At 72.9% G+C, this 25,782-nt stretch carries 26 protein-coding genes; 13 read left to right on the forward strand and 13 right to left on the reverse strand.

All coding sequences use genetic code 11. From position 1 onward, the window contains the following. The first annotated feature begins 10 nt into the window (after positions 1-10). Positions 11-1,645 (forward strand): MFS transporter, encoded by a 1,635-nt coding sequence (locus tag AC2H4J_RS11630; protein ID WP_487465034.1) that lies wholly within the window; start codon positions 11-13, stop codon positions 1,643-1,645. A gap of 72 nt (positions 1,646-1,717) precedes the next feature. Here AC2H4J_RS11630 and AC2H4J_RS11635 read toward each other — a convergent pair whose 3' ends face one another. Together AC2H4J_RS11635 and AC2H4J_RS11640 are read right to left on the reverse strand one after the other, a co-directional pair. Beyond that, positions 1,718-2,158: an OsmC family peroxiredoxin gene (locus AC2H4J_RS11635; protein ID WP_487465035.1), complete on the reverse strand. Its 441-nt coding sequence runs from the start codon at positions 2,156-2,158 to the stop codon at positions 1,718-1,720. An 11-nt stretch (positions 2,159-2,169) separates the two neighbouring features. Next, on the reverse strand, positions 2,170-2,616 hold the full coding sequence (locus AC2H4J_RS11640; RefSeq protein WP_487465036.1) for a MarR family winged helix-turn-helix transcriptional regulator: 447 nt from the start codon (positions 2,614-2,616) through the stop codon (positions 2,170-2,172). Between the two features lie 179 nt (positions 2,617-2,795). On the opposite strand from AC2H4J_RS11640, the gene clpB reads away from it, so the two are divergent. Next, complete coding sequence (gene clpB, locus AC2H4J_RS11645) at positions 2,796-5,390, forward strand: ATP-dependent chaperone ClpB (RefSeq protein WP_487465037.1); 2,595 nt, start codon at positions 2,796-2,798, stop codon at positions 5,388-5,390. A gap of 125 nt (positions 5,391-5,515) precedes the next feature. Continuing rightward, the gene (locus AC2H4J_RS11650) at positions 5,516-6,121 is read left to right on the forward strand and encodes a hypothetical protein (protein ID WP_487465038.1); all 606 of its coding nucleotides are present in this window, start codon (positions 5,516-5,518) and stop codon (positions 6,119-6,121) included. A 2-nt stretch (positions 6,122-6,123) separates the two neighbouring features. Here AC2H4J_RS11650 and AC2H4J_RS11655 read toward each other — a convergent pair whose 3' ends face one another. From AC2H4J_RS11655 to AC2H4J_RS11670, 4 genes are all read right to left on the reverse strand, one after another. Further along, positions 6,124-6,774, reverse strand: a complete 651-nt coding sequence (locus AC2H4J_RS11655) for a response regulator transcription factor (RefSeq protein ID WP_487465039.1) — start codon at positions 6,772-6,774, stop codon at positions 6,124-6,126. After that, a complete protein-coding gene (locus AC2H4J_RS11660) occupies positions 6,771-8,798 on the reverse strand; it encodes a histidine kinase (protein ID WP_487465040.1) in 2,028 nt (675 codons plus the stop codon). The genes AC2H4J_RS11655 and AC2H4J_RS11660 overlap by 4 nt, the downstream gene beginning before the upstream one ends. Positions 8,799-8,813: 15 nt before the next feature. Beyond that, the gene (locus AC2H4J_RS11665; protein ID WP_487465041.1) at positions 8,814-9,428 is read right to left on the reverse strand and encodes a hypothetical protein; all 615 of its coding nucleotides are present in this window, start codon (positions 9,426-9,428) and stop codon (positions 8,814-8,816) included. Between the two features lie 80 nt (positions 9,429-9,508). Continuing rightward, on the reverse strand, positions 9,509-9,979 hold the full coding sequence (locus AC2H4J_RS11670) for a hypothetical protein (protein WP_487465042.1): 471 nt from the start codon (positions 9,977-9,979) through the stop codon (positions 9,509-9,511). Between the two features lie 99 nt (positions 9,980-10,078). On the opposite strand from AC2H4J_RS11670, the gene AC2H4J_RS11675 reads away from it, so the two are divergent. Next, positions 10,079-10,738, forward strand: a complete 660-nt coding sequence (locus tag AC2H4J_RS11675) for a fasciclin domain-containing protein (RefSeq protein ID WP_487465043.1) — start codon at positions 10,079-10,081, stop codon at positions 10,736-10,738. 12 nt (positions 10,739-10,750) lie between these two features. On the opposite strand, the gene AC2H4J_RS11680 is transcribed toward AC2H4J_RS11675, so the two are convergent. Continuing rightward, on the reverse strand, positions 10,751-11,215 hold the full coding sequence (locus tag AC2H4J_RS11680; RefSeq protein WP_487465044.1) for a TspO/MBR family protein: 465 nt from the start codon (positions 11,213-11,215) through the stop codon (positions 10,751-10,753). 34 nt (positions 11,216-11,249) lie between these two features. On the opposite strand from AC2H4J_RS11680, the gene pyrE reads away from it, so the two are divergent. Next, positions 11,250-11,852 carry an orotate phosphoribosyltransferase gene (gene pyrE, locus AC2H4J_RS11685; protein ID WP_487465045.1) on the forward strand — a complete coding sequence of 201 codons (603 nt, stop codon included), beginning with the start codon at positions 11,250-11,252 and terminating at the stop codon, positions 11,850-11,852. On the opposite strand, the gene AC2H4J_RS11690 is transcribed toward pyrE, so the two are convergent. Beyond that, on the reverse strand, positions 11,849-12,076 hold the full coding sequence (locus AC2H4J_RS11690) for a hypothetical protein (protein ID WP_487465046.1): 228 nt from the start codon (positions 12,074-12,076) through the stop codon (positions 11,849-11,851). The genes pyrE and AC2H4J_RS11690 overlap by 4 nt on opposite strands. A gap of 63 nt (positions 12,077-12,139) precedes the next feature. Here AC2H4J_RS11690 and AC2H4J_RS11695 point away from each other — a divergent pair, with 63 nt between their 5' ends. From AC2H4J_RS11695 to AC2H4J_RS11715, 5 genes are all read left to right on the forward strand, one after another. Continuing rightward, positions 12,140-13,576, forward strand: a complete 1,437-nt coding sequence (locus AC2H4J_RS11695) for an FAD-binding oxidoreductase (protein WP_487465047.1) — start codon at positions 12,140-12,142, stop codon at positions 13,574-13,576. Positions 13,577-13,615: 39 nt separating this feature from the next. Continuing rightward, positions 13,616-14,968 carry an FAD-dependent oxidoreductase gene (locus AC2H4J_RS11700; RefSeq protein WP_487465048.1) on the forward strand — a complete coding sequence of 451 codons (1,353 nt, stop codon included), beginning with the start codon at positions 13,616-13,618 and terminating at the stop codon, positions 14,966-14,968. Positions 14,969-15,054: 86 nt separating this feature from the next. Next, complete coding sequence (gene fbaA / locus AC2H4J_RS11705) at positions 15,055-16,086, forward strand: class II fructose-bisphosphate aldolase (RefSeq protein ID WP_487465049.1); 1,032 nt, start codon at positions 15,055-15,057, stop codon at positions 16,084-16,086. 5 nt (positions 16,087-16,091) lie between these two features. Continuing rightward, positions 16,092-16,511: a DUF3151 domain-containing protein gene (locus AC2H4J_RS11710; protein ID WP_487465050.1), complete on the forward strand. Its 420-nt coding sequence runs from the start codon at positions 16,092-16,094 to the stop codon at positions 16,509-16,511. Positions 16,512-16,699: 188 nt separating this feature from the next. Next, positions 16,700-16,843 carry a GPGG-motif small membrane protein gene (locus tag AC2H4J_RS11715; protein WP_487465051.1) on the forward strand — a complete coding sequence of 48 codons (144 nt, stop codon included), beginning with the start codon at positions 16,700-16,702 and terminating at the stop codon, positions 16,841-16,843. A gap of 61 nt (positions 16,844-16,904) precedes the next feature. Here AC2H4J_RS11715 and AC2H4J_RS11720 read toward each other — a convergent pair whose 3' ends face one another. The 3 genes from AC2H4J_RS11720 to AC2H4J_RS11730 all read right to left on the reverse strand — a co-directional run bounded on the left by AC2H4J_RS11720 (position 16,905) and on the right by AC2H4J_RS11730 (position 19,502). Beyond that, the gene (locus AC2H4J_RS11720; RefSeq protein WP_487465052.1) at positions 16,905-17,720 is read right to left on the reverse strand and encodes an ATP-binding cassette domain-containing protein; all 816 of its coding nucleotides are present in this window, start codon (positions 17,718-17,720) and stop codon (positions 16,905-16,907) included. After that, positions 17,717-18,778 carry an ABC transporter permease gene (locus AC2H4J_RS11725; RefSeq protein WP_487465053.1) on the reverse strand — a complete coding sequence of 354 codons (1,062 nt, stop codon included), beginning with the start codon at positions 18,776-18,778 and terminating at the stop codon, positions 17,717-17,719. Before AC2H4J_RS11725 ends, AC2H4J_RS11720 begins: the two co-directional genes overlap by 4 nt. Before the next feature lie 109 nt (positions 18,779-18,887). Next, positions 18,888-19,502, reverse strand: coding sequence for a hypothetical protein (locus AC2H4J_RS11730; RefSeq protein ID WP_487465054.1), 615 nt, complete (start codon positions 19,500-19,502; stop codon positions 18,888-18,890). Between the two features lie 71 nt (positions 19,503-19,573). Between AC2H4J_RS11730 and AC2H4J_RS11735 the strand changes: the two genes are divergently transcribed. Further along, on the forward strand, positions 19,574-20,863 hold the full coding sequence (locus AC2H4J_RS11735) for an adenylosuccinate synthase (protein ID WP_487465055.1): 1,290 nt from the start codon (positions 19,574-19,576) through the stop codon (positions 20,861-20,863). Positions 20,864-20,919: 56 nt separating this feature from the next. Here AC2H4J_RS11735 and AC2H4J_RS11740 read toward each other — a convergent pair whose 3' ends face one another. Then, positions 20,920-21,936 carry a glycerophosphodiester phosphodiesterase family protein gene (locus AC2H4J_RS11740; RefSeq protein ID WP_487465056.1) on the reverse strand — a complete coding sequence of 339 codons (1,017 nt, stop codon included), beginning with the start codon at positions 21,934-21,936 and terminating at the stop codon, positions 20,920-20,922. Positions 21,937-22,033: 97 nt separating this feature from the next. On the opposite strand from AC2H4J_RS11740, the gene rsgA reads away from it, so the two are divergent. Together rsgA and purD are read left to right on the forward strand one after the other, a co-directional pair. Beyond that, positions 22,034-23,077 carry a ribosome small subunit-dependent GTPase A gene (gene rsgA / locus AC2H4J_RS11745; protein WP_487465057.1) on the forward strand — a complete coding sequence of 348 codons (1,044 nt, stop codon included), beginning with the start codon at positions 22,034-22,036 and terminating at the stop codon, positions 23,075-23,077. Positions 23,078-23,099: 22 nt separating this feature from the next. Continuing rightward, on the forward strand, positions 23,100-24,359 hold the full coding sequence (purD, locus tag AC2H4J_RS11750; protein ID WP_487465058.1) for a phosphoribosylamine--glycine ligase: 1,260 nt from the start codon (positions 23,100-23,102) through the stop codon (positions 24,357-24,359). Here purD and AC2H4J_RS11755 read toward each other — a convergent pair. Beyond that, a complete protein-coding gene (locus AC2H4J_RS11755; RefSeq protein ID WP_487465059.1) occupies positions 24,343-25,779 on the reverse strand; it encodes an AI-2E family transporter in 1,437 nt (478 codons plus the stop codon). The two genes, purD and AC2H4J_RS11755, sit on opposite strands and share 17 nt — an antisense overlap. Positions 25,780-25,782 lie beyond the last annotated feature (3 nt).

Below are 25,782 nucleotides of genomic sequence, written 5' to 3' on the forward strand. Positions count from 1 at the left end.
CAGGAGAACCATGAGCAGCACCATCCCGACCGCCGACGACCTGCGGGAGGAGGATGGGCCCGCGTCGACGGTTGACGTGGCGCCGGTCGAGCAGCAGGGTCAGATGACCCACCGCGAGATCCTGTCGGCGCTGTCGGGGATGTTGCTCGCGATGTTCGTGGCGTTCCTGTCCTCGACCGTCGTCTCCAACGCCCTGCCGACGATCATCACCGATCTGCGTGGCACCCAGAGCCAGTACACCTGGGTGGTCACCGCGACCCTGCTCGCCTCGACGGCGTCCACGCCGATCTGGGGCAAGCTCGCCGACCTGTTCAGCAAGAAGCTGCTGATCCAGCTGGCGATCGTCGTGTTCATCGCCGGCTCGATGCTGGCCGGCCTGTCGCAGTCGGTGGAGACGCTCATCGCCTGGCGCGTGCTGCAGGGCCTCGGCCTCGGCGGACTGCAGGCGCTGGTGCAGATCGCGATGGCCGCGATGATCAGCCCCCGCGAGCGGGGTCGGTACTCCGGCTTCCTCGGTGGCGTGATGGCGCTGGCCACCGTCGGCGGCCCGCTGCTCGGCGGCCTGCTCGTCGACACCAGCTGGCTCGGCTGGCGCTGGTGCTTCTACGTGGGCGTGCCCTTCGCCGCGGTGGCCCTGGTGCTCCTGCAGAAGACGCTCCACCTGCCGGTCGTCAAGCGCGAGGTGCACATCGACTACCTCGGCGCGGCACTCCTGGGCGCCGGTGTCTCGACCCTGCTGATCTGGGTCACCCTGGCCGGCAGCACCTTCGCGTGGGCGTCGCTGGAGAGCGGTCTGTTCGTGGCCGGCGGGGTGCTGGCGATCCTCGCCTTCCTGGTCACCGAGACGCGGGCCAAGGAGCCGATCGTCCCGCTGCGGCTGTTCCGCGACCGGACGACGACGCTGGCCATCATCGCGAGCGTGGCCGTCGGTGTCGCGATGTTCGGGGCGTCGGTCTTCCTCGGGCAGTACCTGCAGATCTCGCGCGGTTACTCGCCGACGGTGGCGGGCCTCCTGACCATCCCCATGATCGGGGGACTGGTGCTCTCCTCGACCCTGTCAGGTGCTCTGATCACCAGGACCGGCCGGTGGAAGGCCTTCCTGGTGGTGGGCGCGATCCTCGTCGCGCTCGGCTTCGGCCTGCTCTCGACCATCGACCACGCGACGAACATGGTCCTGTTCGGGTCGTTCCTGTTCGTGCTCGGTGTCGGCATCGGCATGACCATGCAGAACCTGGTGCTGGCCGTGCAGAACACGGTGGCGGCCACCGACCTGGGTGCCGCGAGTTCGGCCGTGGCGTTCTTCCGGAGCCTGGGCGGCACGATCGGTGTCTCGGTGCTGGGCGCTGTGCTCAGCAGTCACGTCGGAGACCTGATCAAGCAGGGGTTGGCGGAAATCCCCGGCGCGGCGCAGGCGGCCGCGTCGTCGGGCTCGGTGGGCCTCGCCGACTTCAACCAGGCCCCGCCGGTCATCCGCACGCTGATCCGGGTGTCCTACGGCGACGCCACCGGCCGGATCTTCCTGATCTCGGCGGTGATGTCGGTGGTCGCGCTGGTCGCGATCGTGTTCATCCGCGAGGTCGCGCTGCGGACGCAGAGCGGCGACGCGCGGGCGCACGCGGAGGCGGAGGAGCCGGCCGCAGTCTGAGAGCACGGAGAAGGCCCCCTCCAGGGCCCCGCCCCGAGCGTGCGAGGGGTGGGCAGGAGGGGGTCCTTTTCTTCACTCCAGGGCGGCGTCCAGGGTGATCTCGACCCCCGTCAGGGCCTTGCTGACCGGGCAACCGGCCTTCGCGGCCTGCGCGGCCTTCTCGAAGCCCGCCGCGTCCAGTCCCTCGACCTCGCCGCGGACGGTCAGCGTGATGCCGGTCAGCCGGAAGCCGCCGTTCTGCTCGTCGGGACCGAGCGACACGGCGGCCGTCACGTCGAGAGCCTGCGGTGTGCCGCCCGCCGCGGCGACGTTCGCCGACAGTTGCATCGCGAAGCAGGCCGAGTGGGCGGCCGCGATGAGCTCCTCGGGGCTCGTCGTCCCACCGGCGTCCTCGGCGGCGCGCTTGGGAAAGGACACCTCGTAGGTGCCGACCTTCGAGCTGGACAGCTCGACCTGGCCGGACCCTTCCTGCAGTGTGCCGTTCCACGCGGTGCGGGCGGTACGTGTGGGCATTGCGGGCTCCTTCAGGACGGGGTGCTGACCCGCTCCGCCAGAAGTCGGAGCTTGGCCTTGAGGTCGTCGAATTCGCCGGTGTCGAACCCGATCGTGCCGATCATCTCCTCGGAGATGGCGAACGCCTTGTCGCGCAGCGCGCGACCGTCGTCGGTGAGCTCGATGGACACCGAGCGCTCGTCCTCCACCCGTCGGTGCCGGGTGACGAGGCCGGCGGCGGTCAGCCGCTTGAGCAGCGGGGAGAGCGTGCCGCTGTCGAGCGCGAGACGTGAGCCGAGCTGCCCGACGGTCTGGTGGTCGGCCTCCCAGAGCAGCATCATGACCAGGTACTGCGGATAGGTGAGGCCGATGGCATCGAGCATGGGCCGGTAGCGCGCGGTGACGGCGCGGGAGGCGGCGTAGAGCGCGAAGCACAGCTGGTCGTCGAGCGTCACGCTCGGTGCCGGCAGGGCGGTCATGCACGAAGTCTAGAACCCCAGGTCCAGGCCCCGCCCGGGCCGGTTCGGCAACTCGTGTGTGGACGTCGCAAGGTTGAGTGGAACAGACTCAACCTTGGGATCGTTGATCCCGGTGAACACTTCCGCGGCCGGCACACCCGGCCGCTCCCGTCAGCCCGAGAGGACGCGCGCCCCCGACCATGGAGAGCAAGCTCACCACCCGTTCGCAGGAAGCCATCGCCGCTGCTCAGCGGCTCGCCGTCGACCGCGGCCAGGCCGCGCTCGAGCCGCTGCACCTGCTCGTCGCGCTGCTGGAGCAGACCGACGGCATCGCCGGGCCGCTGCTCAGCGCGGTCGGCGCCGACCCGGCCGACGTGCGCGCGAAGGCGGACGCCGCGCTCAAGCGCATGCCGAGCGTCAGCGGGGCGACGGTCTCCGCGCCGTCACCGTCGCGCGAGCTGCTCCGCGCCATCAACGCCGCCGGTGAGCAGGCCAGCGCCCTGGGCGACGAGTACGTGTCGACCGAGCATCTGCTGGTCGGTCTCGCGGGCTCCGAGGGGGAGGCGGGCAACGTCCTCGTCGGTGCGGGCGCCACCCGCGACACCCTGCTGGCGGCGTTCCGGACGGTGCGTGGCAACCGCAAGGTCACCACGCCCGATCCCGAGGGCACGTTCCAGGCCTTGGAGAAGTACGCCGTCGACCTCACCCAGCGTGCTCGCGACGGCAAGATCGACCCCGTCATCGGCCGGGACACCGAGATCCGCCGCGTCGTGCAGGTGCTGTCCCGCCGGACCAAGAACAACCCGGTGCTGATCGGCGAGCCCGGCGTCGGCAAGACCGCGATCGTCGAGGGCCTGGCCCAGCGGATGGTCGCGGGCGACGTCCCCGAGAGCCTCAAGGGCAAGCGCCTGATGGCCCTGGACCTGGCCTCGATGGTCGCCGGCGCCAAGTACCGCGGCGAGTTCGAGGAGCGGCTGAAGGCGGTGCTGCAGGAGATCACCGACTCCGAGGGCCAGATCGTCACGTTCATCGACGAGCTGCACACCATCGTGGGCGCCGGCGCCAGCGGTGACTCCGCCATGGACGCCGGCAACATGATCAAGCCGATGCTCGCCCGCGGCGAGCTGCGCATGGTCGGCGCGACCACGCTGGACGAGTTCCGCGAGCACATCGAGAAGGACCCGGCCCTGGAGCGCCGCTTCCAGCAGGTCTTCGTCGGCGAGCCGAGCGTGGAGGACACCATCGGCATCCTCCGCGGGCTCAAGGAGCGCTACGAGGTCCACCACGGCGTCCGCATCACCGACGGCGCGATCGTCGCGGCGGCCACCTTGTCGGACCGGTACGTCACGGCCCGCTTCCTGCCGGACAAGGCGATCGACCTGGTCGACGAGGCCGCGAGCCGGCTGCGCATGGAGATCGACAGCCGTCCGGTCGAGGTCGACGAGGTGGAGCGCGCCGTCCGCCGCATGGAGATCGAGGAGATGGCGCTGTCGAAGGAGGACGACGAGTCCTCCCAGCAGCGGCTCGCCGCCCTCCGCGAGGACCTGGCCAACCGCCGGCAGGAGCTGGCCGAGCTCACGTTCAAGTGGCAGCAGGACAAGACGGCGATCGAGCGGATCCAGCGGATCAAGGAGGAGCTGGAGACCGTCCGCCTCGACGCCGAGCGCGCCGAGCGGGACGGCGACCTGGCCCGGGCCGCAGAGCTGCGCTACGGCCGGCTGCCGGAGCTGGAACGCTCGCTGACCAGCGCCGAGGAGTCGGTGCAGACCGGCGAGTCGATGCTCAAGGAGGAGGTCGGCCCCGACGACATCGCCGAGGTCGTGCAGGCCTGGACCGGCATCCCCGCCGGCCGGCTGCTGGAGGGCGAGACGCAGAAGCTGCTGCGCATGGAGGACGGGCTGACCCGGCGGGTCGTCGGCCAGCCGGACGCGGTGCGAGCAGTCTCCGACGCCGTCCGCCGGGCCCGCTCCGGGGTCTCCGACCCCGACCGGCCCACCGGGTCGTTCCTGTTCCTGGGCCCCACCGGCGTCGGCAAGACCGAGCTGGCCAAGGCGCTGGCGGAGTTCCTGTTCGACGACGAGCGGGCGATGGTCCGCATCGACATGAGCGAGTACTCCGAGAAGCACTCGGTGGCCCGCCTGGTCGGTGCGCCGCCCGGCTACGTCGGGTACGAGGCCGGTGGCCAGCTCACCGAGGCGGTGCGACGTCGTCCGTACACCGTCGTCCTGCTCGACGAGGTGGAGAAGGCCCACCCCGACGTCTTCGACGTCCTGCTCCAGGTCCTGGACGACGGCCGGCTGACCGACGGCCAGGGCCGCACGGTCGACTTCCGCAACACCATCCTGATCCTGACGTCGAACCTCGGCTCGCAGCTGATCGCCGACCAGTCGGTACCGGAGGAGCGGCGCCGCGAGGCGGTGCTCGAGGTCGTGCGCACGCACTTCAAGCCCGAGTTCCTCAACCGGCTCGACGACGTCGTCGTGTTCCGTGCGCTGGGCAGCGAGGAGCTGACCGGGATCGTGGACATCCAGGTCGGTGTCCTGGCCCGGCGCCTCGCCGCCCGCCGCCTCACGCTGGAGGTGACCGATGCCGCGCGGGAGTGGCTGGCGCTCAACGGCTTCGACCCGGTCTACGGCGCCCGGCCGCTGCGGCGGCTGGTGCAGTCCGCGATCGGCGACCAGCTCGCCAAGGCGCTGCTCGCCGGCGACATCCGCGACGGCGACGAGGTCGTCGTCGACGCGCCGGAGGACTTCACCGGCGCCGGCGAGGGCGGCCTGACGGTTCGGAAGGGGTGACACGCCGGCGTCCCGGTGTGGGGGCCGGAGGCTCCCCGCCGGGATGCCATGACACGCTCGTCGCAACGAGAGTGGGCTCGTGAGGGCGGTGTCGGCCGGAGGCCGACGATGTGAGGAGCACGCGAATGACGTCAGGACAGGGCGGCAACCCGTACGGCCCGCCGGAGGGGTGGAACGCACCGCAACCTCCGCAGTACCCCGGCTATGCGCCTGCGCCGTCCGCCCCCACGGGCTACGGCGCTCCGCAGCCGATGGAGCGGCCGACCACCGTCCGCGCGGGTCTGGGGGCGTTCATCGCCGTCCTGATCCTGGGCCTGGTCTCGTCGATCGTGACGTTCGCCGACTTCGACAACATCATGAACGCGGCGCTCGCGGCGCAGGGCACGAGCACCGCCGACCTCGGCGTCGACCAGGAGAGCTTCGTCCGCATGGTGCTGATCGTCGGAGTGGTGATCGGGCTGGTCATGGCGGCACTGCAGGTCATGTTCATCTGGTTCGCCTGGAACGGGCGCAACTGGGCGCGCGTCGTGCTGTGGGTGCTCGGCGGGCTGGGTGTCGCGAGCGGGCTGATCGGCATCGCGACACCGCGGGCGGGGCAGCCGGGATTCCTGGTGGGCCTGAGCCTCTTCAGCTTCCTGCTCACGCTGGCCGGCGTCATCCTGCTGGCCCTCAAGCCGTCCAACGAGTGGTACCGCTTCCGGAAGTGGCAGCTGGCCAACGGCCAGCGCTGAGTTCACCGCGCTCCGGGGTGCGGGGCTCCGCCGCGAGCGCGCGCGGCCGCCTCGGCTCGGTCCCGGACCTGCAGTTTGGTCAGGATGGCCGAGACGTAGTTGCTCGTGGTCTTCGGGCTCAGCCCCAGCCGCGCCGAGATCTGCGGGTTACTGCGCCCCTGGGCGATCAGGTGCAGGACGTCGCGCTCGCGCGCGGTGAGCATCGGGAAGTCGTCCGGCGCCACCGACGGACGGCGGCGGGCGAAGAAGTCCAGCACGCGACCGGCGATCGAGGGACTGAAGATCGCCTCACCCTCCGCCACGGCCCGGATGGCGCGGAGCAGCCCGTCCCGGCCGGAGTCCTTGAGCACGTATCCGCGGGCGCCGGCCCGTAGCGCGGCGAACACCGAGGCGTCGTCATCGAACATGGTCAGCATCAGCACGGCCACCTCGGGCCTCGACGCCGTCAGCCGGGCCGCGGCGTCGATGCCGTTCAGGCCCGGCATGTTGACGTCGAGCAGGGCCAGGTCCACCTCCAGGCCGGCGATCGCGCTGACGACGTCGGTGCCGTCGGCCACCTCGGCCACCACCTCCACGTCCTCGGTCGCCGCGATCATCATCCGCAGGCCGTCGCGGAACATGGGGTGGTCGTCGGCCACCAGCACGCGGATCACCGGCGCTCGCCGTGCGGGTGCAGGGGCAGGGTGACCCGGACCGTCGTCCCGCGGCGGCCGTCGTCCCAGGCGCCGTCCTCGACGACGCATTCCCCGCCCACCTCGCGCGCCCGCTCGCGCATGGAGGCCAGCCCCACGCCGCCCGGCCGCACCCGGCGCACACCCACGCCGTCGTCCTCCACCCGGAGTTCGAGGGAGGACCCGGCGGAGAGGCCGACCCGCACACGGTGGGCCCCCGAGTGGGTGCGCACGTTCATCAGCGCCTCCTGGCAGATCCGGTAGGCGGCCACCTCGATCGCGGCCGGGAGCGGGGGGAGCGGGGCGTCGGCGTCGACGGTGACCTCCATGGCGGGGCCCAGTTCCTCGGCGCGGTCGCGGACCGCACGGACCAGACCGAGCTCGTCCAGCGCCGGCGGGCGCAGGCCGTCGACCAGCGCCCGCACGTCGGCAACGGCGGACTGCAGGGTCCGCCCGAGATGCTGGAGCACCCGGTCGCCCGCCTCGGGGTCGCGCCTCCGCAGGTCCGCGGCGGTGGAGAGCTGCAGCCCGGCCGAGGCGAGCGTCGGCGCCAGGCCGTCGTGCAGGTCACGTCGGATCCGGCGGCGTTCCTCCTCGCGGGCCAGCACCAACCGCTCCCGCGCCGCCTGCAGGTCGGCGGCGCCCCGGCGCAGACCCTCCGTCAGCTGCACGCCGTGGATCGAGCTGCCCAGCTGGTGCGCGAGATCGGAGAGCAGCCGGCGGTCGGCGGCCGGCAGCGGCCGCCGGTCGTCATGACCGATCAGGAGCAGCCCCACCTGCTTGCCGCGGTGCAGCACGGGAACGCTGACCTGTCCGGCCGGGCGCACCCCGCTCTCCGCCGCGATCGGGAAGTCGCCGTCGGCACCGATGCCCACGGCGACCCAGGGCACCCGCAGCGACCTCCGCACCGTGTCCACCAGCCGGGCGGGGACCTCCTCGCTCGGCATGCTCTCGCTCAGCCGTCGGCCGAGCTCGGTCAGCGCCGCGTAGGGCTCGGCGCGCAGGCCGTAGACCAGCCGGCGGGTCCGCTGCTGGAGCCACGAGCGCAACGGGCCGAAGAGCACCGCGATGACGGCCACGGCGATCAGCGGCGAGAGCTGGTCGCCGCGCCGGTCGACGAGCAGGCCGAGGCCCGAGACGATCGCGAGGTATCCAGCGGTGACGGCCAGGGTGAGTCCGCCGTACACGAGCGTCCGGGAGATGACGACGTCGACGTCGAACAGCCGGGCCGACAGCATGGACGCGGTCAGGCAGACCGGGATGACGAGCAGCCCGAGGGTGCTCGCGGCGTCCTGGAAGCGGTCGTACGGAGAGCCCGGGTCGACGAGGTGGTCGGACCAGCCGGGGAACAGGTAGGGCAGCGAGACGAGCAGCTCGATGGCGATCGAGACCGTGAGGCCGTAGACCACCCACTTCATGCGCTCGCGCATCGCTGGATCAGTCATCCGCCGGTAGCGGTGGACCTGCGCGCCGATCGGGACGCCGACGCCGGCGAAGAAGACGAAGCCGCCGACGACGTCCGCCGTCCCGTGCAGCGGGCCGAGGACGACGGTGGCCAGCTCCCAGACGACGAAGGCCCCCGTCGTCCAGCGCAGCCAGCCCGGCACGAACCGCCCGTCGGGAAGGACCGCCAGGGTGAGGACGGCGAGGCTCAGCGCCACGGCGGTGGCGAGCCGGCCCAGCCAGGCGGACGGGCCACCGGCGGTGCCGGTGTCGACGGCGGGCGCCAGGCCCTGAGCCAGGAGCATCGCGCCCGTCAGGAGCACCAGACCCGACGGGCGGGCCCGCAGCACGAGGAGCGCGCCGGACCCGATCCAGACGGCGGCCGAGATCATCCGCAACGTCGCCGCGTAGCCCGCCACTCCCTCGTCCGCGACGAGCGCGGCTGCGCCGGTCAGGCACAGGGCGGCCAGGGTGGCCCACGCGGCGCGGACGGGGCCGCCGTACGTGGGTACGGCGGCCCGGTCCGCGCCGAGCGAGTCGCTCTCCTGGGTGCGGGCGGGCACGGGAGACAGCATGGATCAGACCACGGCCTCTGCTGCGGTGTTCACGCCTGGGACTGACGACTCGCGCCGGTCGGCCAGCCGGATCATCGCCGTCCCCAGGAGGCCGAAGAGCAGGTAGTTCGGCGCCGGGATGCGGATCCAGTCCGCGAGGCCGGGCACCACCTGAGAAGCCACCGAGAGCGCGGCATCGAGGAAGATGATCCCGGCCGCCCAGCGCGGATAGACCCGCGCCCGCAGCATCGCGACGGCGAGCACCAACTGGCCGACCGCGACGGCGATGATCGCGTAGAACGCGGCCTGGCCGAAGAAGCTGGCGTGGTAGCCGTCCAGGTCCTCCAACCGATCGATGTCGACCAGGGCGAGGATGCAGTGCGGGAACTCCAGCAGCACGATTCCCGCGGCCAGCACCCCGGCACCGATCCAGCCGTTCACGGCGGCGCGTTCGGACTGCCCTCGCTGCAGCGCGAACAGGCCCGGAATGAGCAGCAGCAGCCCGACGAGGACGCCTGCGGCGCACACCGGCAGGAGCGGGTCGTTCGCGGTGGAGGGGAAGAACAGGTAGGAGACGAAGATGACGACGCCACCGGAGATCAGGACGACGCCCCAGCGGCGCAGGGAGTGAGTGGTCATGGGGACAGCCCATCGCCGCGGCCGCCCAGGCTGCAGAGGGAGTGTTCCCGGGAAACCGGGAGGTTCTGGTTCCCGAGGCGTCAGCGCCGGGCGCGCAGCGAGGGCACCCAGCCGGCGGTCGAGCCGCGGAGCAGGCTCCGGACGGCGACCGCGGCGAGGAGGAACAGCACCAGCGGCAGCAGGGTGATCCCGCCACCGGCCACCATCGAGAAGAGCATCAGCAGGGCGAGCACGCCGCTCGCGGCGAGCCCGATCCAGCGGGCCCAGGCCTGCCGGCGCGGCAGGAACCAGGCGGAGAGCGCCAGCAGGACCCCGATCAGCAGGCAGGGGATCAGCAGGGTCAGCACGAATTGGCGGGCGGCGTCCACGGTGATGCCCTTCGCGGCGTCCGCGATCTGCGCGACGGAGTCGTCGAAGCTGTACCAGAGCAGCCCGGCGTAGGTGAGCAACAGCGCGGCGAGCACGCCCATGACGATCGCGCCCACCCGCACGGACGGGGGCATGACCGGCGGGGCGCTCGGCGTGGGCTGGGACTCGGACTCGGGGGGCATGGTCGACACCCGGCAAGCCTGACAGACCGGCCGGCGCGTGTGGTTTCGCGCTCCTCCGCGACAATGCGTCGACCGGACCGGACAAGGAGCCCCATTCCCGTGAAGCGTTCCCTGCGCCACCGCGGCGTGCTCGTTGCCGCTGCCACCGTCCTCGCCCTCGCGCTGACCGCCTGCGGTTCGGACAGCCCGCCGGCGAGCGACGCGTCCTCGAGCACGACGGCCGGCGCGAGCGAGACCGCCGCCAGCACCGCCACCGCGGCCGCGGACACGCCTTTCGGTCCCGGCTGCGCCGCCGTCCCCGCCACCGGCCCGGGCAGCTTCGCCGACATGGCCGCGGCGCCGGTCGCGACCGCGGCCAGCAGCAATCCCGCGCTGAAGGCGTTCGTGCAGGCGCTGACGACGGCGAACCTGATGGACCCGCTCAACACCACGCCGGAACTCACTGTGCTGATCCCGGCCGACCCGGCGTTCGCGGCGGTTCCCGCCGACCAGCTCCAGGCGTTGACGGGCGACACGGCGAAGCTGACCGCCACGCTCCTGCACCACGTCATCCAGGGCCGGCTGACCCCGGACCGGCTGGCCGGCGCGCACACGACGCTCAACAACGACGACCTCACCATCGCGGGCTCCGGGACGAACTTCACGATCGCCGGCGAGGGCACGCTCGTGGGGACGGCGGCGTCGGTGGTCTGCGGCAACGTGCGGACGGCGAACGCCACCGTGTACGTCATCGACCAGGTGCTCAAGCCGACGTCCTGAGGCGGTCGACCCTCAGCCCGACGGGTTGCGCCGCGCGATCGCGACCGTGAGCGCCGTGGCGTACGCCGTCCAGGCGGCGTACGGGGCGAGGACGGCGGCCGCGGCCGGGGAGACGTGGCGGGCCCGGCGGACGAGGTCGGCGGTGGAGGCGGTGAGCAGCGCGCTCTCGGCCGCGGCGGCCCAGGGGCGGTGGGCCCGGAAGAACACCGGCGTCCAGGCGGTGTTCAGCACCAGGTTGGCGGCATACGCCGGTCGGAAACCCGGTGCGCCGCCCCGGGCCAGCACCTCGCCCGAGGCCCAGGCGAGCCCGGCGTACAGACCGGTCCAGACGATGCCGAAGGCCTGCGGCGGCGGGTACCAGGAGGGCTTCTCCAACTCGCGGAACCAGCGGCTGTCCGGGTCCGTGGCCAGACCCCCGAGCGCTGCGGCGGCGGGCGGTCCCGCGGCTGCCAGGAGGCGGGTCCGACGGGTCGACATGGGCCGATCCTGCGCCTCAGTAGGGTTCCGCGCTATGGAGAAGGACCCCGTACCCCCCCACCCCTCGTCCCTCGGGGCGGGCCCCTGGCACGGGGCCGTCCTGCCCGACCGTGACCGGCTGCTCGAACTCATCGTCGAACTGGCCGTCGTCCACGGGAAGGTGACGCTGTCCTCCGGCCGCGAGGCCGACTGGTACATCGACATGCGCCGGCTGACCTTGCACCACGAGGGCGCCCCGCTGGTGGGCCGCGTGATGCGCCAGCTGACCGCCGACCTGCGCTACGACGTCGTCGGCGGCCTGACCCTGGGCGCGGACCCGGTGGCGACGGCGATGCTGCACGCCGCGGCCGACGGCGAGGGCTTCCTCGACGCGTGCGTCGTCCGCAAGGCCGGCAAGGCGCACGGGCTGCAGCGGCGGATCGAGGGCCCGGACGTCGCCGGCCGCGCGGTGCTCGTCGTCGAGGACGTCTCCACCACCGGCGGCAGCCCGCTCGCCGCCGCGGAGGCGCTGCAGGAGGCCGGCGCAGAGGTGATCGGGGTGGCGGTCATCGTGAACCGCGGCGCCCAGGAGGCCGTCGAGGCCGCCGGGTTCGAGTACCGCGCCGCCTTCGAGCTCGCCGACCTCGGTCTGGCCTAGCGCCGCCTGCCCCAGAGGAGGTAGCCGAGGGGCACGGCGCCCGCCGAGTTGGCGACCGTCAGCACGATCGCCCAGACCCACTTGCGGCCGCGGACCTCGGCGGCCGGCCGTCGCTTCAGGTCGACCAGGGCCACGATCTTCAGGACGGCCTCGACGGCTCCGACCACCACGATCCGCCTGCGGGTGTCCTCGCTGAGGTCGCTCCACCGTCGTCGCTGAGCCATGGCGCCATCCAACCAACCGCGGACCCGGAACGGGCAGACTCGGCGCCCGCTACCGTGGGAAATGTGACGACGACCACGACGCGGTGGGCGACCGAGCTGCAGGACGCGCTCGGTGCCGACAGCGTGCTCCTCGATCCGGACGTGACAGCGGCCTACGCGCGGGACCAGGCGATGCTCGCCCCGGCGGGCGTCCCGGCCGCGGTCGTGCTGCCGCGGAGCACCGCGGAGGTGGTCGCGGTGATGCAGGTGGCCTCGCGCCACGGCGTCCCGGTCGTGCCGCGCGGCGCCGGATCGGGGCTCGCCGGCGCGAGCAACGCCGTCGACGGCGCGATCACCATGGTGATGACCCGGATGGACGCCGTCCTCGAGGTGGCGCCGGCCGACCGGCTGGCCGTCGTCCAGCCGGGCGTGGTCAACAAGACCCTGCGCGACGCGGTCGCCGGCTCGGGGCTGTTCTATCCCCCGGATCCCTCCAGCTACGACTGGTGCACGATCGGCGGCAACCTCGCCCAGAACTCCGGCGGTCTGTGCTGTGTGAAGTACGGCGTCACCACCGACTACGTCCTCGGCCTGGAGGTGGTCCTCGCCGACGGCCGGGTTCTGCGGACCGGACGCCGCACCGTCAAGGGCGTCGCCGGCTACGACCTGGCGCGGCTGTTCGTGGGCTCGGAGGGAACGCTCGGTGTCATCACCGAGGCCACCCTGGCCCTCCGGCCTGCGCCGCAGCGGCCGACCACTCTCGCCGCCGCGTTCGGCACGACCGCGCAGGCCGGGCAGGTCGTCGAACGGGTGGTCACCTCCGGCCTGGTGCCCAGCCTGCTCGAGATCATGGACCAGACCTGCATCCGCACGGTCAACGCGGCGCTGAAGACCGACCTGGACCCGAACTCGCGCGCGCTGCTGCTCGCCCAGTCCGACGCCGGCGGGGCTGCCGCGGCCGAGGAGATCGCCGTCCTCACCCGGCTGTGCGAGGAGGCGGGGGCCGACTTCGTCCACTCCACCGACGACCCGGCGGAGGGCGACCTGCTGCTCGCCGCCCGGCGCATGGCGCTGCCCGCACTGGAGGCGGTCGGCGGGGCGGTGCTGATCGACGACGTGGCCGTGCCGCGGTCGCGGATCGCCGCCTTCCTCGACGGCTGCGACGACATCGCCGCCCAGCGGGACGTCACGATCGGCGTGGTGGGCCATGCCGGCGACGGCAACATGCACCCCACGGTCTGCTTCGACGGCGGCGACGACGGTCAGCGGGAGCGTGCCTACGGCGCCTTCGACGACATCCTCGAGCTGGGCCTGTCCCTGGGCGGCACGATCACCGGCGAGCACGGCGTCGGAAACATCAAGGTCGACTGGCTGGAGCGGGAGATCGGGCCGGTGGCGCTCGACGTGCACCGGGCCATCAAGGACGCCCTCGATCCGCAGGGCCTGCTCAACCCAGGCAAGGTGTTCCGCCGGGCGGGGGTGCGGGACCTGGCGGCGGTGGACGCCCTGACGGGTGGCTGACCTCCCCACGGACCGGCCCGCGATGACAGGCTGGGCGCCGTGAGCACCCAGCGGCTGGTCGTCATCGGTGGGGATGCCGCGGGCCTGTCGGCGGCCGCCCAGGCGCGGCGGCTGCGCGATGCCGCGGACCTGGAGATCGTCGTCCTCGAGCAGGGGCCGGAGATCTCCTACTCCGCCTGCGGCATCCCGTACTGGATCGGCGACCAGGTGTCCGACCGCGACAGGCTGCTCGCCCGCACGCCGCAGTCGTTCCTCGAGCAGGACATCACGGTGCGCACCGACACCCGCGCCGAGGCGATCGATCTGGCGGCCGGAAAGGTCGTCGCCGCCGGCGGGGAGACGATCGGCTACGACAACCTGGTCGTCGCGACCGGCGGCCGCCCGCTGCGCCCGAAGGTGCCGGGGCTGGACGCCGCCGGCGTGTACGGCGTGCACCGGTTGGCCGACGGCGCCGAGATCCGCGCGGCGATCGCGGCCGGGGCGAAGCGGGCCGTCGTCCTCGGCGGCGGCTACATCGGCCTGGAGATGGCCGAGGTGCTGCAGACCCGCGGGCTGGAGGTCACCGTGGTGCTCGCCGACCCGCTGCCGATGGCCCAGTTGGACGACGACATGGGCGAGCGGGTGTGCGCGGCCATGTGCGACATGGGCATCGATGTGCAGACGGGCCAGCCGGTCCGGGAGATCGAGACCGATGCCGACGGCGTGGTGCGGGCCGTGCGCACCGATCAGGGGAGCTACGACGCCGATCTCGTCGTCCTCGGCCTCGGCATGGGCCCGGAGGTGGAGCTCGCCCGCGAGGCCGGGCTGCGGCTGGGTGCCACCGGCGCGATCGACGTCCGGCAGACCCAGCGCAGCCGCTCGCACCCGGAGGTCTTCGCCGCCGGCGACTGCGCGCAGACCGTGCACCGGCTCACCGGCGAGGCGATCCACGTGGCGCTGGGGACGCACGCCAACAAGCAGGGCCGGGTGGCGGGCTCGGTGATCGGCGGGCGGCCGGCCCGGTTCGACGGTGTCCTGGGCACGGCGATGACGAAGGTCGGCGACCTGGAGGTGGCGCGCACCGGGCTGTGCACCACCCAGGCCACGGACGCCGGCTACGACTTCCGGTCCGAGCTGATCGAGTCGACGACGAAGGCCGGCTACTTCCCGGGTTCTGCGCCGATCGCGGTGAAGCTGATCAGCGAGCGCGGCTCCGGGCTGCTGCTCGGCGCCCAGGTCGTCGGCGGCCCCGGCAGCGGCAAGCGCATCGACGTGTTCGCCACCGCGATCTGGGCGCGCATGACCGCCGAGCAGCTCTCGGGCTCCGACCTGTCCTACGCGCCCCCGTTCTCGCCGGTCTACGACCCCGTGGTGGTGGCGGCCCGGGTGGCCAGCCGCGTCGAGCACGGCTGAGCAGCCGCCCGACTCCCCGCGGCGACCGGCGCAGCGGATACTGGACGCGAGCCAGCTGTCGAGTCCCCACGTCAGGAGTGCCCCGCATGCCCATCGCGACCCCCGAGGTCTACGCCGACATGATCCGCCGGGCCAAGGAGGGCGGGTTCGCCTACCCGGCGATCAACTGCACGTCCTCGGAGACGGTGAACGCCGCGCTGCGCGGGTTCGCCGACGCCGGCAGTGACGGGATCATCCAGTTCTCCACCGGCGGTGCCGAGTTCGCCTCCGGCACCAAGGTGAAGGACATGGTCACCGGCGCCGTCGCCCTGGCCGAGTTCGCGCACGTCGTCGCCGAGAAGTACCCGGTCAACGTCGCGCTGCACACCGACCACTGCCCCAAGGACAAGCTCGACGGCTACGTCCGCCCGCTGGTCGCGCTCTCGCAGGACCGCGTGAACGCCGGCCAGGAGCCGCTGTTCCAGTCGCACATGTGGGACGGCTCGGCGATCGACCTGAACGAGAACCTGCAGATCGCCGAGGAGCTGATCGGCAAGGCGTCCGCCGCCAAGATCGTGCTCGAGGTCGAGATCGGTGTCGTGGGCGGCGAGGAGGACGGCGTCGCCCACGAGATCAACGAGAAGCTGTACACCGCGCCCGGCGACTTCGTGGCCACGGCGAAGGCGCTCGGCCTCGGTGAGAAGGGCATCTACCTGCTCGCGGCGACGTTCGGCAACGTCCACGGGGTCTACAAGCCCGGCAACGTGAAGCTGCGCCCGGAGATCCTCAAGCAGGGTCAGGACGTCGTCGCCAAGGAGTTCGGCCTGTCCGAGGACAAGCCCTTCAACCTGGTCTTCCACGGCGGCTCCGGCTCCGCGCAGTCGGAGATCCGCGAGGCGCTGTCCTACGGCGTCGTGAAGATGAACGTCGACACCGACACCCAGTACGCCTTCACCCGGCCGATCGCCGGGCACATGTTCAGCAACTACGACGGCGTCCTGAAGGTCGACGGCGAGGTCGGCAACAAGAAGACCTACGACCCGCGCAGCTACCTGAAGGCCGCTGAGACCGGCATGGCCGAGCGCATCGTCACCGCGTGCGAGGACCTGCTGTCCGCCGGCCAGTCGACGGCGGGCTGAACGGCGTGACCCACACCCACAACCTGCTCGGCGAGCCGCCGGCCACCCTGCTGCCGGCCAATCCCGAGGCCGACGAGGAGCTCGCCGAGGGCACCCCGCCCGCCGAGGTCGCCTCCCGGCACCCGACCGTGAGCGCCGCCTGGGCGGCGCTGGCCGAGCAGGCGCTCGGCCGGTCCGAACGCGTCCTCAGCGACACGATCGAGGGCTACGCCTACGCGCGCACCGGCTACCACCGCGGCCTGGACGCGCTGCGCCGCAACGGCTGGAAGGGTTTCGGGCCGGTGCCGTGGTCGCACGAGCCGAACCGGGGCTTCCTGCGCTGCGTCACCGAGCTGGCCAAGGCGGCGGAGGCGATCGGCGAGGTCGACGAGCACGAGCGGTGCGTCCAGCTGCTGCGCGACTGCGACCCCTCGATGGCGCCCTGAACCTCAGGTCCGCCGAGACAGGAATTGCGGTTCACGAACGGTTCCGGAACAGATCGTCCCGTTCCGCGGGTTTGGACGCGCCGTCCGTCCGGTCGATTCGCGAATCGCGGTTTCGGTGAGCGCTGCGGTGATCACTAACAACTGTGCATGGCGCCACACCGGCGCTCGTCCAGATGGGAAGTGTTGCCATGGTCACGCTTCTGTGGATCCTCGCAGTCGTCCTGGTGGTCGCGGGCATCTTCGCGATCTTCCGAGGCCAGATGCTCTGGGGGATCGTGCTGATCATCGTGGGTCTGCTCGTCGGCCCCGGTGGGGTCAGCATCTTCACCTGACGAAGGACCGGGACGGCGTCCGCCGCGCACCCGCGTGGGGACGCCGCCCGGACGGGGGCGATCAGCGGTCGCCCAGCTCCGAATGCAGATCGGTCAGCGCCGAGGTCAGGGCGCTGAACTCCTCCCCGCCGGCCATGAGCCGCATCAGGTCCGCGGCGTCGACGTCCTCCCTGGTGAGCGAGCCGGCCACCGACCCGTGGGCCAGCAACAGGAACCGGTCGCCGACCAGGTGCGCGTAACGCGGATTGTTCGTCACCAGGAGCACCGCCAGTCCGTGGCTCCGGGCCGCGACGATCGCCTGCAGCAGCAGCGTCTGCTGCGCGACTGTCAGCGGCGCCGTCGGCTCGTCGACCACGAGGACGCGGGCGCCGAAGTGCCGGGCCCGGGCGATGGCGAGACTCTGTCGTGCCCCGGCCTGCAGGGTGCTCGCCGGCTGGTCAGGGTCCAGCCCGGCGACCCCCACGCGCTCCATCTCCCGCACGGTGATCTCCCGCGCCCGCTCGACGTCGAGACGGCGCAACGGCCAGAACCCGCGGGTGGGCTCGGCGCCCAGGAAGAAGTTCCGCCAGATCGACAGCAGCGGCGCGACGGCGAGGTCCTGCCAGACGGTGGCGACCCCGGCGGCACGGGCCTGCCGGGGGGAGCGGAAGCGCACGGGCTCGCCGCGCATCAGGAGCAGGCCCTCGTCGTGCCGTTGCAGCCCCGAGACGACGGCCACCAGCGTGGACTTGCCGGAACCGTTCTCGCCCAGCACGCAGGTGATCTGACCGGCCGGCAGCGTGGCGCTGACCCGGGACAAGGCATGGACGCTGCCGTAGCGGACGCTCAGCCGCTGCAGTTCCAGCTCGGGCACCGTGGCGGGGGAGGGAGCGGTCACGAGCGCGGCACCGCCTTCAGCCGGTAGCGCACGACGCCGTTGGTCAGCAGGGCCAGGAGCAGGAGCACCCCGAGGAACACCTGGAACCACGGCGGGTCCCAGCGGGCGAGCGCGATGCCCTCGCGCGCCACCGCGTAGACCAGGGCACCGATGGCCGCCCCGATCGTGGACCCGTAGCCGCCGGTCAGCAGGCAGCCGCCGATGACGGCGACGACGACGAAGTCCACGGCAGTGCCCAGACCCGGTGCACCCACCTGCACGCCGTCCAGCCGGACCAGGCCGAGGGTGCCGATCAGCCACCCCGCGGTCGCGGTCAGGCAGAACAGGGTGAGCGTCGTCCGCTGGACCGGCACACCCAGCTGGCGTGCCGCCCGGCGCGCGCCGCCGCTGGCGAACACGGCGTTGCCGAACCGGGTCCGCCACAGCGCCCAGCTGGCCACCGCGGTCAGGACCAGCCACCACAGCAACGAGACCCGGAACCGCCCCTCCCCGAACCGCATCGTCGACGCGAACACCGTCTCGGCCGCGGCCCAGCCGGGATTGCCGTCGAGGCCGCTCACCCGGGCCGAGCCCGCCAGCGCCTGGACGCCGACCTGCGACGCGCCCTGCAGCACGAGGAACGTCGCCAGGGTCACCAGGAAGCTCGGCAGTCCGGTGTTGACCACCAGGAAACCGTTGACCAGGCCCACCAGGACCGCGGCCGCCAGCGAACCGAGCAGGGCGGCCCAGGTGTTCCAGCCGGCCTGCTCGATCAGCAGCGCGGTCACCAACGACGTCGCGACCGCGGTGACGCCGATGGACAGGTCGAACTGTCCCGCGATCAGCAGCAGGGCGACCGCCACACCGCCGATGCCGAGCAGCGCGGCCGGGTCGAGCACGCTCGCGAGCCCGCCGGTCGTGAGCAGCGAAGGCGTCCGGATCCCGAAGAACACCACCACGACGACGAGGCCGAGCTGCGCCGGGAGGCTGGGCCGCGCGAGGGCCTCGCTGACCAGTCGACGGCCGCGGGAGAGGGCGACCGGCGACGCACCCAGCAGGGGCAGGCGATCTCCGATCACCGGCGGGTCCGCCCGGTCGGGGCGCAGGACGGCGGCAGCGGGACCTCCTCGACGGGCCGGGTGTGGTCCAGTGTCCATGACACGGCCCCGGCGGGCAGGTCCCGGCACATCAGGGCTGCAGGAGCCAGCGCAGCCGGTGGTCGGCGTACCACGTCCAGCGGGTGATCGGCCGTGGGTACGGGACGCCGTCGCGCACGATCCGGGCGGGATCCGAGGCGACCTGGAGGGCGCGGCCGCTGGTCTGCCGGGTCGGCCGCAGCGGCTGCAGCATCACCGTCACACCGATCGTGTCGACGGCACGCCAGTCCGGGCGGACGTCGATGCGGGTGATCTCGCCGTCGGCCACCTTGATGTCGTCGTGGTGGGCCTGCAGACCGATGCGACGGCTCAGCGACCGTCGTCCGTCCCCCGCGGCCTCGATCCGGCCATGGTGCAGCAGGACCCCGCCGTGGTCGTCCCGGACGAGGCCGAGCTCGCGCTGTTCGCCGGTGCCGACGCCGATGTCGCGGGCCAGGCCCAGCGAGTCCTTGTCGCCGGTCGGCTCCCAGGCGACCGGAACCGTGGCCGAGCGCTCCGCCTTGAGCAGCACGGTGAGGACGGCGGCGAGCGCCGGCACCGGCCCGCGGACGGCCAGCGCCTCGGCGTCCTTCGCCGCGGCGACGTCCTGCGGCCGGGGTGCCTGGCCCGGTTCCAGGCGGCGGAGGTCCAGACGCACCGACGGCATGCGGATACCCTGCCACCTGACCCGCCGGGGACCCTCCGGCCTGCCGAATCGACGAGGAGATCCAGGACCCGATGCCGGCTGTCGTGCTGATCGGCGCCCAGTGGGGCGACGAGGGGAAGGGAAAGGCCACCGACCTGCTCGGTGGTCGCGTGCCCTACGTCGTTCGCTACCAGGGCGGCAACAACGCCGGTCACACGGTGATCACGCCGGACGGCGAGAAGTACGCGCTGCACCTGATCCCGTCCGGGATCCTCACGCCGGGCTGCACCCCGGTGATCGGCAACGGCGTGGTCATCGACCCCGAGGTGCTGATCGGCGAACTCGCCGGCCTGGAGGAGCGCGGCGTGGACACCTCGCGCTTGGTGATCTCCTCCGACGCGCACCTGATCATGCCGCACCACCGGGCCCTGGATAAGGTCACCGAGCGATTCCTGGGCAATCGCAAGATCGGCACCACCGGCCGCGGCATCGGCCCGGCGTACGGCGACAAGGTCGCCCGGGTCGGCATCCGCGTGCAGGACCTGCTGGACCTGGGGATCCTGCGGCAGAAGCTCGAGGGGACGCTCCAGGAGAAGAACCAGATCCTGGTCAAGGTCTACAACCGCAAGGCGATCGACGTCGACGAGGTGGTGGAGGAGTACACCGCCTACGCCGAGCAGCTCAAGCACCGCATCGTCGACACCCGGCTGCTGCTGGGCAACGCGCTCGACGCCGGCGAATGGGTGCTGCTGGAGGGGTCGCAGGGCACGCTGCTCGACGTCGACCACGGCACGTATCCGTTCGTCACGTCGTCCAACCCGACCGCGGGCGGCGCCGCCACGGGCTCGGGCATCGGGCCCACCCGCATCGAGCGGGTGGTCGGCATCCTCAAGGCGTACACGACCCGCGTGGGATCCGGCCCGTTCCCGACGGAGCTGTTCGACGCCAACGGCGAGTACCTGCGCAAGCAGGGCGGCGAGGTCGGTGTGACCACCGGCCGCGACCGGCGTTGCGGCTGGTTCGACGCCGTCGTCGCGCGGTATGCCAGCCGGGTCAACGGCATCACCGACTACTTCCTGACCAAGCTCGACGTCCTCTCGGGCCTGGAGACGGTGCCGATCTGCGTGGCCTACGAGGTCGACGGCGTCCGGCACGACGAGATGCCGATGACGCAGACCGACTTCCACCACGCGACGCCGGTCTACGAGGAGATGCCGGGCTGGTTCGAGGACATCCGGCACTGCCGCACGTTCGGCGAGCTGCCGCCGAACGCGCAGGCCTACGTGCGTCGGCTGGAGGAACTCTCCGGTGCCCGGATCAGCGTGATCGGTGTCGGCCCCGGCCGCGACGAGAACGTGCTCATCCACGACCTGATCGAGTAAGGACCCTCCTGCCCCCACCGCTCGCAGGCTCGCGGCGGGACCCTGCGGGAGGGCCGTCAGACCAGCGTCGAGATCCTCAGTTCTCTCACGGCTTGGACGGCGTAGTCCGGTGCGTCGGTGATGAGACCGTCGACGCCGAGCGCGAGCAGCCGGCGGGCGTCGGCGAGCGCGTCGCCGAGCCCGTGGGGGGCGGTGCCCACGCGCAGGTCCTCCGGCAGGAACGCGTTCTCCGCGCGCAGGGTCCAGCAGAACACCGAGAGAGCGGCGCGGTGTGCCTCGGCGACCAGGTTCGACGTCCGTCGTCCGTGGCCGCCGAGGATGCGGTCGCGGCTGGGGCCGACGCCCTGGGCGTAGGTGGAGATCTCGCGCAGGCCGGGGCGGCTGACCATCCGGTCTCCCACCGCGTCGTCGTCGACGAGCTGGACCATCTGCGGCCCGTGCTCGCCGAGCAGCGCGCGCACGTCGCGCAGCACCGCGGGATCGAAGGACTGCACGACCACCGGCCCGTCGGTGCCGGCCGCGTCGAGGCGGCACAGCTCGGCGGCGACCAGCTCGGCCATCGGCAGCCCCTGCGCGGTGGTCCAGTCGGCGTGCTTGAGTTCGGCGAGCACCCGGATCGGACGGTCGTCGGTCGAGCGGCTGCGGGCGAGTGACACCACCTCGCCGAGCGTGAGGATGCCGAAGTGCCCGTCGTAGGCGGTGTTCATGGGTCGCAGCTCGGGCATCCGCTCGACGGCGCGCAGGGTGCGCAGCTCGGCGAGGGTGAAGTCCTCGGCGAACCAGCCGGTGCAGACGGTCCCGTCGACCTCCTTGGTCGTGCGGCGGCCGGCGAAGTCGGCGCGGCCCGCGACGTCGGTCGACAGCGACAGCTCGCTCTCGTGCCGGACGACGAGCACGCCGTCCCGGCTGACCACGACGTCGGGCTCGATGAGTTCGGCGCCGAGGTCGATGGCGAGCTGGTAGCTGGCGGCGGTGTGCTCCGGACGGTAGGCCGGGGCCCCCCGGTGGCCGATGACCACGGGCTGGGCAAAGCGGGTCGCTGGTCGCACTGCCAGCGACTCGGTCGCGCGCATGTCCCTCACGAGACATGAATCGGATGGACGGACGGCGAACTGAAGCGAACGTGTCGGGGTCAAATTCACGCGACAGTGCGTTGACCAGCGAGCCACCATGCCCGTCGTGATCGATGTCTCAGAGCTCGGGTGGACGGCGACCCGGGCCGGCGCCCTGCCGGCCGGCAGCGAGCCGGGCCGGGTGTCCCGCGTCGACCGCGGCCGGCTGACCGTGCTGACCGCCCGGGGGGAGCGCCGGGTGCACCCGGCGGCCGCCCTCCATGACGGGAGCGGACTGTCCGGGCCGGCCGTGGGGGACTGGGTGGCGCTGCGCGGCGAGCTCGCGGTCGCCGTCCTCCCGCGGGCCGGCGCCTTCGTGCGGACGGTCGCCGGCCGGACCTCGGCCGCGCAGGTCGTGGCGGCGAACCTCGACGCGGTGCTGGTGGTCGACGCCCTGACCGGCGAGACGCGGCTCCGGCGGGTGGAGCGCTACCTCGCCGTCGCGTGGAGCAGCGGGGCGACGCCGGTGGTGGTGCTGACCAAGGCCGACCTGTGCGACGACGTGGCCGCGCTCGTGGAGCAGGTGCGCGAGGACGCGCTCGGCGTCGACGTGCTCGCGGTGAGCTCGGTGACCGGGGAGGGGCTGGACGCCGTCCGTGCCCTGGTGCCGCCCGGACGCACCGGCGCCCTGGTCGGACCGTCCGGCGTCGGGAAGTCCAGCCTGGTGAACGCGCTCTGCGGGGACGTGATCGCGGAGACCGGCCGGATCCGGGGGAGCGACGGGCGCGGCCGGCACACGACCACCGCCCGCGAACTCCACCTGCTGCCCGGCGGTGGACTCCTGGTCGACACTCCGGGCATGCGTGAGCTCTCGCTCTACGACGACGCCGAGGGGGTCGACACCGCCTACGCCGACGTGTCCGGTCTCGCGGCCGACTGCCGCTTCCGCGACTGCCGGCACCGCACCGAGCCGGGCTGCGCGGTCGCCGCCGCGATCGACGACGGCTCGCTCGACCCAGCCCGCTACTCGGCGTGGCGCAAGCTGCAGGCCGAGGGGCACCGCCAGCTGCTGCGCGTCGACGCCCGCGCGCGGGCGGCGGAGAAGGCGAAGATGCGGTCGTTCCACCGCGCGATCCGGGAGCAGCCCAACAGGCAGCGGTGACCGTCCCCTAGATTCGACTCCCGTGCGCGTGCTGGTGATCGGCTCCGGTGCCCGGGAGCACGCCCTGTGCGTGGCTCTCTCCTCCGACCCCGCGGTGACCGCGCTGGCCTGCGCCCCCGGCAACGCCGGCACCCGCGCGCTCGCCGAGCCGCTCGCCGTCGATGCGGCCGACCCCGATGCGGTGGCCCGGGTCGCCGTCGACTGGGGCGCCGAGCTCGTCGTGATCGGGCCCGAGGTGCCGCTCGTGGCCGGCGCGGCCGACGCCGTCCGGGACGCCGGCATCGCCTGCTTCGGGCCGTCGGCGGAGGCCGCGCAGCTCGAGGGCAGCAAGTCCTTCGCCAAGCACGTGATGTCCGCCGCCGGGGTGCCGACAGCGCGCTCCTGGCCGGTCGGCGGGCCGGCGGAGCTGGAGACGGCGCTCGGCGAGGCCGGCGCGCCGTACGTGGTGAAGGACGACGGGCTGGCCGCGGGCAAGGGCGTGCTGGTCACCGACGACCGGGCCGCCGCCGTGGCGCACGGCCATCGGGTGCTCGACGCCGGCGGGGCGGTGCTGGTCGAGGAGTTCCTCGACGGGCCGGAGGTGTCGCTGTTCGCCGTCACCGACGGGACGACGGTGCTGCCGCTGGTGCCCGCGCAGGACTTCAAGCGGCGGGACGACGGCGACGGCGGCCCGAACACCGGCGGGATGGGCGCCTACGCGCCACTGCCCTGGGCGCCGCCCGGGCTGGTCGACGACGTGCTGGCCACCGTGCTGCAGCCGACCGTCGACGAGATGGCGCGCCGCGGCGAGACCTTCAGCGGTCTGCTCTACGCCGGGCTGGCCCTCACCTCCCGCGGCGTCCGGGTCGTGGAGTTCAACGCCCGCTTCGGCGACCCCGAGACCCAGGTCGTGCTGCCGCTGCTGGAGACGCCCCTGGCGGGCCTGCTGCACGCGGCCGCCACGGGCACGCTGGCCGACCACCCGCCGCTGCGCTGGCGCCCCGGTGCGGCGGTGACGGTCGTGGTCGCGGCTCCGGGCTACCCCGAGTCGCCGCGCACCGGATCGCCGGTCGCCGGGGCCGACGGCGACGGTGTGCTGCACGCCGGCACCGCGCTCGCAGCCGACGGCTCGGTGGTCTCCGCCGGCGGACGGGTGCTCTCGGTCGTGGGCGTGGGCGCGGACCTCGCGGCCGCCCGGCAGGCCGCCTACGAGCGGGTGGCCGGCGTCCGGCTGGCCGACGCCCAGTGGCGCACCGACATCGCCCTGGCCGCGGTGGAGGGACGGATTACGCTGTCGCGGTGACCGCCGGTTTGGCCCGGTCGGGCCTCGGTTCCGGCGGCCGCGGCCCGTCGTGCCGTCGGCTGAGATAGGTGCCGGCCACGTTCGCGCACGCCACGACGGGGACGGCGATCAGCGCGCCGAAGATGCCGCCGACGAGCAGCCCGGCCGCGATCGCCAGCACGACGGCGAGGGGGTGCACGCGCACCGCGCGGCCCAGCAGCAGCGGCTGCAGGATGTGTCCCTCCACCTGCATGACCGCCACGACGACCGCGAGCGCGATGAGCGCGGTGATCGGGCCCTTCGACACCAGGGCGACCAGGACGGCCACCGACCCGGCCAGGAACGAGCCGAGGATCGGGACGAACGCCCCGAGGAACACCAGCGCCGCGAGCGGGATGACCAGCGGCACGCGGAGGATCGCCAGCCCGATGCCGATGCCGATGGCGTCGATCAGGGCGACGGCCGCGGTCGCGCGCACGTAGGAGATCAGGGTGCGCCAGGCCCGCCGGGCGGCCTCGTCGAGGTAGGCCCTGGAGTCGCGCGGGAACAGCCCGACCAGCCACAGCCAGATCGACCGGCCGTCCTTGAGGAAGAAGAACAGCGTGAACAGGGCGAGGAAGAAGCCGGTGATCACCTCGCCGACCGTCGCGGCCGTGGTCAGCGCGCCCGAGGCGAGCGAGTCCTTGTTGTCGACCAGGGTGTGCTGGAACTGGCCGACGGCGTCCTCGAGCTGGCCCTTGGTGATCGGGAACGTGCGGACGACGAGGCTCTCCACCCGCTCCAGGCCCTTGCTCACCTGCGCGGCGAGGTCGGCGAACCCCGCGGTGAAGCGCTCCACGACCAGCGTGATGATCCCGGCGACCACGCCGAGGCCGACGACCAGCATCGTGAACGCCGCCAGGGCCCGCGGCCAGTGGTGCCGGACCAGGTAGGCGGCGCCCGGCTGGAGCAGCGCGGCGAGCAGCAGCGCGACGATCACCGGGACGACGACCACGGCCACGTACGCGGCGGCGTAGAGCAGCACGTAGAAGCCGGCGATCACCACGATCAGCCGCCAGGACCAGGACGCCGCCGTCCGCAGGCCGTTCGGGACGGCCGCCTCCGGCGACGAGTCCCGCCGCGCACCGGTCATCAACCGCCGGGTGCGTTCGCCGGGGCGGTGCGGCCGGCCACCTTCCGGGGGTCCGCTGACGCCGCCCGGGCCGACCGCGCCGTCGACGTCCGGCGCTCCCGGCTCGGGGCTGCCCAGGGGCGGTCGCGTCGCGCCGTCGTCCTCGTCGTGCTCGGTGGGGTCCTGGACGAAGTCGATCGGCGCGGGATCGTCGTGGACGAGGATCACGCGGTCGGGATCGAGCTCCGGCCAGGCGTGCGGATCGTGCTCGCGGGCGGCGCGGATGCGGGCGCGCGCCCGTTCGGTGAGGTCGTTGGCCCGTCGCAGCATCAG

Source organism: Blastococcus sp. OS1-29 (assembly GCF_057628075.1).